An 8,529-nucleotide genomic window follows, 5' to 3' on the forward strand; every position below is an offset into this window, starting at 1 on the left:
CTTCGCCAGGCGGCTGAAGACCTTACGCGGCCTCACACCCTACGAAGCCATCTGTACAGCTTGGGCCAACGAACCCCACCGCTTCCGGCTCGATCCGGTCCACTTGACCTCGGGACTGAACACCTAGCCTATCATTCCGACGCGGCAGCGGCGACGGCCGCAACGGCGCGACTGGTCTCCACCGGCGCTCGGGTCAGCACGGTTCAGGTCAATGTCGGCAATGTCGACGACGTCGGACGGTTGATGGAGGGTCTCCCCGACGATGGCGGGCCGCTGCATATCGTCCACAGTGCGGCGATGATCTACCCGACGTCGCTGCTGGACGCTGACATTGAGCGGTTTGGCGAGGCGATGCAGGTCAACGGCCTGTCACTGTTCTACCTCGTTCGCAAAGCCCTGCCGAAACTGTCGCGGGGCAGCAGCATCGTCTTGATCTCCAGCGCCGGGGCCAAGACTGCGTCTGCAAACTATGCCGCACTCGGCGTCGGAAAGGCGATGGCCGAGAGCCTGATGCGTTACTTCGTGGCCGAACTGGCGCCGCGGGGCATCCGTATCAACGCGGTCGCACCGGGTCTGGTCGCCACGACCTCGGTGGCCGGGATGGTGGGCGGCGAAGAGGCCGCCGCGCGGGTTTTCGAGCGCGCCGCCCGCTCCAATCCGTCGGGCCGGATGAGCCAGGACTCCGACTACGCCAGCGTGGTTCAGTTCCTGCTCAGCCCGGCCGCGCAGTTCGTCCAGGGCCAGGTGATCCATGCCAATGGCGGGGCCTACGTCGCAGGTTAGAGCGGCGGAGTGTCTCCATCTCCACCTAGCGTCGAGTAGAGCCTGCGCGCCTCTTCCGCCGGACCGCGGCGTTCGCCCAGAGCCTCCACAACGATCGCCACCACACGCCCACCGAGGGCGAACACCAGCCGGTCGCCGACCTTGACCGGTCGCGCGGGCTTGTCGAGGCGGGATTCAAGCCCGCCCCGCGTAAGGCGGATGCGGCGCTTCTCCACGAACTCGGCCGCCAACGTGCGGGTCTTGAAGAACCGGGCGCGCCAGAGCCAGAGGTCGGCGCGGCAGGTGTCGCCCTCGCTCACGCCTTGGCTATCCGGCGGCGACGTCGCGAACGCTGTATGGGCGCTGGTTCCTTTTGCAGCGCGGCCAGGGCGGCGAAGGGGGAATCGGGCGCCACGATCGGGCGCTTCTCCACGGCGAAGTCACGCTCGGCCCGTCGACGCCAGGCGACCGGCTCGCCGGGCTTGCGCACCGCGGCAAAGCCCAGGCCCTTGAGGATTTCGCGAACCTGCTCGTCGGTCCAGCCCAGTTCGGCCTGGGCCGGCTGGGAGAGGATCATGGCGCCGCCTTTTCCGACGCCGGCGCGCAGCAATTCATCCAGCCGCTCCAGTTGCACCACCGGAGCCACCCAGCCGCGCACGAGGCGCAGGCCGAACGCGGCCAGGGCGCGCGGCGACGGCGTCTGCGCCGGGGTGCGCCCGGGCTGATCCGCCGCCGGGCGCCAGTCCGGAACGTCGCGCGCGGCTAGAGCCTGGGTCAGCACCCGCGCCTCGGGGCCCAGCAGGCCCGGCATGAACACGGAGAACGCGCCCAGCCGAACGCCTAGACCCCTTAGAGTGCGACGTTCGACCTGGCTGAGGGCGCGGGCCTCGTTGCGCACGGTTGCCCGGTCAAGCACGCCGCCGGCCTCGATCAGCCGGAAGGCCAGGCCCCGCGCCAGCCCCTTGATCCGGCCGTCCGCCACCGCGGTTTCGAGCTTCTTCAGATCCGCCAGCCGGCGTCCAGCCTCGGCGACCAGAAAGGCTTCAAGCCTCTGGCCGGCTCTCTGCCGCGCAGACTCCGGACCAAGCTCACCCAGCAAACGGACCTGAGGCCGAAAGGGTTCGCCGCCGGTCAGCACGCCCGCGATGGCGCCGTGCCACAGCACCGCGCCGTCCGATGTCAGGGCGAAGGCGGCGTCATCGTCGCCGGCCAATCGGCCGAGGCGCTTGGCGATCTCGGGACCTACCGCGTGCAGAGCGGCCGCTCTCAGCGCCTTGTCCTCAAGGAGCGAAGCTCCCTTGGCGGCCTCGAAACTCACGCCCGCCAGCTTACCTACGAAGTGACCCTCAACCGTCACAGAGCCGTCGTCGGCGACGCCCGCGAGCATCTCCTCGCGCACCCTCAAGCCGCGCATCAGGGCGCTGGTGCGGCGGTCCACGAAGCGGGCCATCAGTTGCTGGTGCAGAGTGTCGGAGAGACGGTCCTCCAAAGCCCGCAACTGACCCTGCCATTTGGGAAGGTCGCCCAGCCAATCCGGCCGGTTGGCGACATAGGCCAGGGTCCGCACATTGGCCAGTCGGGTGGCCAGGGTGTCTATTTCGCCGTCGGCGCGGTCGAGGTGGGCGTACTGGCGAGCGATCCAGTCGTCACTGATCCTCCGGCGCCCGCTGGTCAACTGCAGGAAGAAGCCCTTGGCCATGCTGATGTGTTCGTCCGGCGCCAGCTTGCGGAAGTCGGGCGTCTGGCAGACCTCCCAAAGGCGGGCGAGCGCCACCTTGTCGCGCGCCCGGTACGCGACCTCTTCGTCGGCGGCCAGGGCCTTCAGCGTCTTCTCGTCCAGCGCCTCCGCGGCAAGACTGAGCCCCTGCCGCTCGGGCGGTCTGGCCAGTGACCCCAGCAAGGCGGGCAGGGCGCTGAAGTCCAGCCGGGAGTTCCGCCATTCCGCACTCACTACCGGTGCAAAGGTATGGTTCTCGACGGCTTCCACGAGATCCAGATCCATGTCGTCGCACTCGCCGGTGACGCCGAAGGTGCCGTTCGTCATGTAGCGACCGGCGCGCCCGGCGATCTGGCCGATCTCCTGGGCGTGGAGGAAGCGGCTGCGCTTGCCGTCGAACTTGTGCAGGCCGGCGAAGGCCACATGATCGACGTCCATGTTCAGGCCCATGCCGATGGCGTCGGTGGCCACCAGAAAGTCGACCTCGCCTGACTGATAGAGCGCCACCTGGGCGTTGCGGGTTCGTGGGCTGAGACTGCCCATCACCACGGCGGCGCCGCCGCGCTGGCGGCGGATCAGCTCGGCGATCGCATAGACCTGATCGGCGCTGAACGCGACCACGGCGGTCCGACGCGGCAGACGGGTGAGCTTCTTAGGACCGGCATAGGTGAGTGCGCTGAACCGCTCCCGCGTCACGATCTCGGCATGGGGCAACAGGCGGCGGACGAGGGGCGCCATGGTTCCGGCGCCCAGCAGCATGGTCTCGGCGGTTCCCCGCGCATGCAGCAGGCGCTGGGTGAAGACGTGCCCGCGCTCGGGGTCGGCGCAGAGCTGGATCTCGTCGACCGCCAGGAATTCGACCTCCCGGGATAGCGGCATGGCCTCGACGGTGCAGACGAAGTAGACGGCGCGCGGCGGGACAATCTTTTCCTCACCGGTGATCAACGCCACCGAGCGCGCGCCCCGGGCGCGGACGATCCGGTCGTAGATCTCCCGCGCCAGCAGCCGGAGCGGAAGGCCGATCATGCCAGACGCGTGCCCGAGCATGCGTTCGACCGCCAGATGCGTCTTGCCAGTGTTGGTCGGACCCAGCACCGCCACCAGTCGGGACGGCGCCGCACCCGTAGGGCGATGGCTCATGACCTCAAGGTGGGATGACGAGGAGAGTCGGGCAAGCGGCGGATTGGACCGCGGCCGCAATGTTCGACGCCAAACACCTCAGCCGAGCGCGTCTTCGCCTCTAGCGGGCACTTATGGCAAAACAATTTTTTGATTAACTAGAACGCAGAAAAATCTTCGGCCGGGCTGGCCCCGATACCTGCCGTTGACGCGTCATTACCAGACAGATCCCAGGTTGATCTGAGTCGTCCCAGGGTTGTGATTGCGCGCCATCGTGATGATCTGATGGGGAATTTTGATGTTTTCAGCGTTGAACAATCGACTTTCGATCATGGCCCGAATCGCTCTGGTGGGCGGTGTGTTCGTGGATCCGGTCCTGATCGCCATGAGCATTATCGTGATCATTAAGCTGTCGCTGATTGATTTCGCTACCAAGGAGCAAGCGGGTCGCGACTACATTGAGCAGATCTGGCCTTCCATCAAGGCGCACGCGCGCAGCGACGGCAGCCGGCGCGGCGCATCAGCCGCTCGATGCGTGATCTCCCGACGCGACGGCCATGGCCGCGCAGCACGGCATGCACCCTGGGCGAGCCGTAGGTCCCGCTGCTATCGGCGTGGATCCGGGCGATATCGTCCAGCAGCGCCCGCCCGCCCGACGCCACGCCAGGTCATTGACGATGAGATCGAGCTGTTCTTATGCCCGGCCCTGCAGGGTCAACAGTGACCGAGGACGGCGCAACGGTCGGTGGCCTGCCGCTGTTCGAACTGATGCTGCAAGTTTCACGCGGATTGAATGCGAATGCAATTGTGGCCATTGATTGCCAAACGTTGATATCTGAATTTGGTCTAGAGAGACTGTCAAACAGTGTAATCGAGCGATTGCAGGCTGTTGACTTGCTATCCAAAATGCTGGCTGAGTTAGCACAGGTATTCAAGTTCGCGTCCGCTTCCTGTCCCTCTGAACTGTGCTTGCCCGAGAGTTTCCTGACGAGTGTCAATCTTTCGGCTCTTCGGGATCGCCTCGCGGGGAAGGCTTCGGATCCGGCGGCACATGCCGACCCCGAACTCTGGTAAGATCAACGGAGCGCCAGCGTGAAGCAAATGTTCGATGGGGATCGACTTAACCTCGAGAGCATCCACTTTCTCCTGGTTGACGACAACCCACACGCCCTTGACATCATGGCACAGGTGGTCTCGGGGTTCGGCGTCCGCCACATGATCAAAGCCGACGGCCCCACCGCCGCACGCCAGGCGATTGCGCGCGGCGAGATCGATATTGTCCTGACCGACGCCCAGATGCCCGGTGAGAGCGGCTACCAGCTGACCGAGTGGATCCGCCGGGAGGCGCCGGAACCGGTGCGTTTCGTGCCGATCGTGATCGTTACCGGGCACACCCAGGCGTCAGACGTGACCAAGGGGCGCGACCTGGGAGCCAACTTTACCATCGCCAAGCCACTGGTGCCGCGCGTGCTGCTGCAACGTCTGTTCTGGCTCAGCCAGGATGAACGTCAGTTCGTCCAGTCCGACGGATATTCCGGCCCGGATCGTCGCTTCAAGCGGCTCGGACCTCCTGCAGGCACTGACGGCCGGCGCAGCGGTGACCTGAAGGGGCAGGTGGGGGAAGCCAGCCAGCCGAATCTCAGTCAAGATCAGATCAACGCACTTATGAAGCCGGCGAAGGTAGTCCTGTGAGTGGTGTCAAGTTTATCCGGGTTTCGAACAAGCTTGCGAAACTGGCGAAGGTGCCAAGGGGAGAGGGCGGGATCGCGGCGGGCGAGGCGATCAAACGCGCCACTGTGGCTCTGGAAAGTCTCAAGGACGCCAGCGTGGAGATCATCGATGATCGGCTGGCTCTGATTGAGCAGTTATACGGTTCCGGCAATCCCGACCGCACCACGCTCTCACTTGATCGTCTATACGAAAGCGCCTCGCAGATCATCGACGCTGGCGGCGGCCTTCCCAACTCCGGCCTTGAAGAGGCTGCGCGCGCGGTCTGCGAACTGGTGGCGCGCAGTCGCGGCAACAACACCTGCGACTGGGACGCGATCGACGTGCATCTGGCGACCCTGAAGGTGCTGCGGTCGCAGGGACAGAAGCTGACGGCGGCGCAGCGCAAGACCGTGCTGCAAGGTCTGAGCGACGTCACCGCCAAGCGGGCTGGCGAGGCCTGATTCGCCAGGCCCTACCGGTCAGAAGCCGATATTGATCCTCAATCCGGCTATGATCGCGCAACGTGCTCCGGGCGCGGCCGAGGGGTTGTGGACATACTGCAGATCCGGCTGGATCCGAATATTTCTGGTCAACTGATCCGAATAGGTCAGTTCGAACACGGTTTCGGACAGCGCCATGGGATTACCGGCGGCGGCTTCGGCGCCACGATAGGCTGTCGAGAGCCAGGCGTGGGTGACACCCGCCGTCAGTGTGGACTCAGGGCGATTCAAGCTGCGCATGAGCCCTGCGATGGCCGCTGGGATCGCAACCACGTTCATGAGCTTCGAAGACGTGCTCGCCAAGATCGATGCGGGGCAGATCTCCAAGGCTCGCGGCCCTTATAGAAAGCGCGGCGCTTCCAATTCAAACTGATGCAGTACTCCGCTGGGGCATGACTTGATTGAATGGATTTTATCTGCGAACCTAGAAGGAAGTTTCCAGTTTCAGCTCATTATGCGCCAAACTGGTCGGTCCATCCATGGCGACCGGGGCCGATCTGCAGGGTCAAACGAATATGCCGGAAGCAAGACCGTGAAAGAGCGCACCGTAAGAAGCCTGGTGGCGCTTGAGGAGTCGGCCTCGACCGCGCGCGTTTTGAACCTGGCTGCTACGCTACGCAATGCGATGGATGACCCGTCGCTGAAGGCGCGACCGTTTTTTGAGAATCGTATTCTCAACGCCAGCATCATCGTCAAGCATCGAATTCGGCCCCACGAGCTCGAATTGTTCTCGAAGCCGCGGGCGACGGCGACGAAGATCATGGCGCCGATCGACGGAGCTGACCTCAAGCTTGGCGCGCGCTTCGTTATGGTGGGGCAACGTGACTTTGACGAAACCGCCGAGGAGATGTTCGGAGAAGGTCTGCGATCCGGTCGGCGTGATCGTCAGGTGCTTGAACTCATCGACGAAATCCCCTCTCTCGACCCGTTTCTCTTGCGAGAGAACCTGAAAAGAAATGGCTTTGAGCCGGCACGCGGCTATTTCGCCATTTCGGATGCCGACGTTGAAAGAATGTACGCCTTTGTACGCGCGCAAGTGACGGCGCTTGTAAATCTTTCCTCAGAAAAAGCAGGCGATTCGTCGCAAGCAGCGTCCAGACTTGTTGATAAACTTCTGTCAAATTCTCCCGACGAGGGTTTCGGCCCACTGAAGGATGGGCTTCGCCTCAACGACAAGGATTACGCCGACGGTGTTTTTGGATGGCGCGGATTTCTCTACTACAAATGGGTTCTTGATGAGTTGACGCCACAACTCGGGACGGTGCTGGAGGAGGTCGCGACTATCCGTCCCAGGGGCCTAAGCTCCCCGGACTCCAGTAACTATCTGCCCAAAGCCCGGAGGCGACTGGAAGCCGCGATCTCGCAGGCGGTGTACGGCGTCAACAGGATGCTCGCAGTGTACGACAACGCCTACGCATCACTCACGCAGGATGGCCAGCCCACTGCCTTCCGGGATTTCTTGCTCGCCGCGCCCGACATGTTCATGTCGCTGGGCGAGCAGTCCGGCGCGGTCCAGCACATTCTGAGCTTCTGGCGCTACAGGTTCCCCTTGGGACGCCGAGTAACGGTCAGTCCCGACGAACTCATGGACATCTTCCTCGACTTCGAAGATGGCCTGCTGTGTGTGAACCCGGACGAAACGTCAAACCAGGCTGCCTAAGATCATCGATCAAGCAGCTGGCCGGGTTCCCGACGAAGACGGCGACTGGCTAACGAGACCGTGGCACAGTCGCCGTTCAAAGGAGCCCGCCGATGACCTACCCCATCCCGAATGTCTCCACGGACCTGACTGGACAGGTGGCTCTGGTGACCGGCGCATCGTCGGGTCTGGGCGTACGGTTCGCCCGAACGCTGGCGCGTTGCGGCGCCAGGGTGGCGCTCACCGCGCGGCGACTGGACCGGCTGGAAGCCCTGGCGGCCGAGATCCGGGCTGAAGGGGGCGAGGCCGTCGCTCTGGAGCTCGACGTCACCGACGCCGACCAGCTCCTGGCCGTCGTGGGCCAGGCCGAGGCGGCGCTTGGGACCGTGAATATCCTGGTGAACAACGCCGGCATACCGGACGCCCAGCGCGCGGTGAAAATGTCGGTGGACCTGATCGACCGGGTGATCGGGGTGAACCTTCGCGCGCCCTACATCCTGTCCTGCGAGGTGGCCCGACGACTGATGGCCGCCAGGCAGCCGGGACGGATCGTCAACATCGCCTCTGTAGCGGCCTTTGAGTACAGCGGTAACGGTGCGGCGCTCTATTCGATCACCAAGTCGGCGGTCGTGCGCATGACCGAGGCCCTGGCCGTGGAGTGGGCCAGCGCCAACATCAACGTCAACGCGATCGCGCCGGGCGCTTTTTCCTCCGAGATGATGGACGGGATGCTTTCGCGGGTGGGCGATATCTCCCAGCGCTTCCCGCGCAAGCGCATCGGCGACCCGGCGCAACTGGACTCGACGCTGCTGTTCCTGGTGTCGCCAGCATCCGAAGTCGTGACCGGCGCCTGTATCCGCGTCGACGATGGCCAGAGCGGGCGATAGGGCGCTTAGTGGCGCCTCGGCGGTGGTGCTGTCTAACCAGCGCTACCTCGTCTCCAGACATGGCCTGTGGCCTAGGCTCAGGACTCATTGATCATAGCCAGAAGATGACGGTGGCAGCGAGAGCGATGGCGGACATGAAGGTGTGTGCGCATCGGTCGTATCGGGTGTGGATGCGCCGCCAGTCCTTGAGGCGTC

8 protein-coding genes and 4 pseudogenes are annotated in these 8,529 nt (G+C 64.3%); 7 read left to right on the top strand and 5 right to left on the bottom strand.

Annotation, left to right across the window (positions count from 1 at the left end):
• Together ACIQ3B_RS17360 and ACIQ3B_RS17365 are read left to right on the top strand one after the other, a co-directional pair.
• A pseudogene (locus ACIQ3B_RS17360) lies at positions 1 to 127 on the top strand (IS481 family transposase); the annotation flags it as partial.
• An 11-nt stretch (positions 128 to 138) separates the two neighbouring features.
• Positions 139 to 783, top strand: a pseudogene (locus ACIQ3B_RS17365) (SDR family NAD(P)-dependent oxidoreductase); the annotation flags it as partial.
• On the opposite strand, the gene ACIQ3B_RS17370 reads toward ACIQ3B_RS17365, so the two are convergent.
• The 3 genes and pseudogenes from ACIQ3B_RS17370 to ACIQ3B_RS17380 all read right to left on the bottom strand — a co-directional run.
• On the bottom strand, positions 780 to 1,082 hold the full coding sequence (locus ACIQ3B_RS17370; RefSeq protein ID WP_397404806.1) for an RNA-binding S4 domain-containing protein: 303 nt from the start codon (positions 1,080 to 1,082) through the stop codon (positions 780 to 782). The pseudogene ACIQ3B_RS17365 and the gene ACIQ3B_RS17370 sit on opposite strands and share 4 nt — an antisense overlap.
• Positions 1,079 to 3,619, bottom strand: a complete 2,541-nt coding sequence (locus tag ACIQ3B_RS17375; RefSeq protein WP_397404808.1) for a helicase-related protein — start codon at positions 3,617 to 3,619, stop codon at positions 1,079 to 1,081. Before ACIQ3B_RS17375 ends, ACIQ3B_RS17370 begins: the two co-directional genes overlap by 4 nt.
• A 461-nt stretch (positions 3,620 to 4,080) precedes the next feature.
• Positions 4,081 to 4,257 (bottom strand): annotated as a pseudogene (locus tag ACIQ3B_RS17380) (IS3 family transposase); the annotation flags it as partial.
• Between the two features lie 61 nt (positions 4,258 to 4,318).
• On the opposite strand from ACIQ3B_RS17380, the gene ACIQ3B_RS17385 reads away from it, so the two are divergent.
• Genes ACIQ3B_RS17385 through ACIQ3B_RS17395 form a run of 3 tightly spaced genes read left to right on the top strand, consistent with a single transcriptional unit; the run spans position 4,319 to position 5,769 of the window.
• A complete protein-coding gene (locus ACIQ3B_RS17385; RefSeq protein WP_397404810.1) occupies positions 4,319 to 4,672 on the top strand; it encodes a hypothetical protein in 354 nt (117 codons plus the stop codon).
• Positions 4,673 to 4,699: 27 nt separating this feature from the next.
• On the top strand, positions 4,700 to 5,290 hold the full coding sequence (locus tag ACIQ3B_RS17390; RefSeq protein WP_397404820.1) for a response regulator: 591 nt from the start codon (positions 4,700 to 4,702) through the stop codon (positions 5,288 to 5,290).
• Positions 5,287 to 5,769 (top strand): chemotaxis protein CheE, encoded by a 483-nt coding sequence (locus ACIQ3B_RS17395; RefSeq protein ID WP_397404812.1) that lies wholly within the window; start codon positions 5,287 to 5,289, stop codon positions 5,767 to 5,769. The genes ACIQ3B_RS17390 and ACIQ3B_RS17395 overlap by 4 nt, the downstream gene beginning before the upstream one ends.
• Positions 5,770 to 5,787: 18 nt before the next feature.
• Here the strand turns inward: ACIQ3B_RS17395 and ACIQ3B_RS17400 are convergent, their stop codons facing one another.
• Entirely contained in the window at positions 5,788 to 6,039 is a 252-nt protein-coding gene (locus ACIQ3B_RS17400; protein WP_397404814.1) for a carbohydrate porin, read from the bottom strand.
• A gap of 166 nt (positions 6,040 to 6,205) precedes the next feature.
• On the opposite strand from ACIQ3B_RS17400, the gene ACIQ3B_RS17405 reads away from it, so the two are divergent.
• Positions 6,206 to 7,468, top strand: coding sequence for a hypothetical protein (locus ACIQ3B_RS17405; RefSeq protein ID WP_397404816.1), 1,263 nt, complete (start codon positions 6,206 to 6,208; stop codon positions 7,466 to 7,468).
• Between the two features lie 92 nt (positions 7,469 to 7,560).
• Entirely contained in the window at positions 7,561 to 8,334 is a 774-nt protein-coding gene (locus ACIQ3B_RS17410) for an SDR family NAD(P)-dependent oxidoreductase (protein ID WP_397404818.1), read from the top strand.
• Positions 8,335 to 8,425: 91 nt separating this feature from the next.
• Here the strand turns inward: ACIQ3B_RS17410 and ACIQ3B_RS17415 are convergent.
• Positions 8,426 to 8,529 (bottom strand): annotated as a pseudogene (locus ACIQ3B_RS17415) (IS5/IS1182 family transposase); the annotation flags it as partial.

The organism is Phenylobacterium sp., from assembly GCF_044358365.1.
GTDB lineage: Bacteria > Pseudomonadota > Alphaproteobacteria > Caulobacterales > Caulobacteraceae > Phenylobacterium.

Excerpts from the sequence above, each read along its gene's own strand:
- ACIQ3B_RS17375 (WP_397404808.1), bottom strand. The coding sequence starts at position 3,619 with ATGAGCCATCGCCCTACGGGTGCGGCGCCGTCCCGACTGGTGGCGGTG.
- ACIQ3B_RS17390 (WP_397404820.1), top strand. The coding sequence starts at position 4,700 with ATGTTCGATGGGGATCGACTTAACCTCGAGAGCATCCACTTTCTCCTG.
- ACIQ3B_RS17410 (WP_397404818.1), top strand. The coding sequence starts at position 7,561 with ATGACCTACCCCATCCCGAATGTCTCCACGGACCTGACTGGACAGGTG.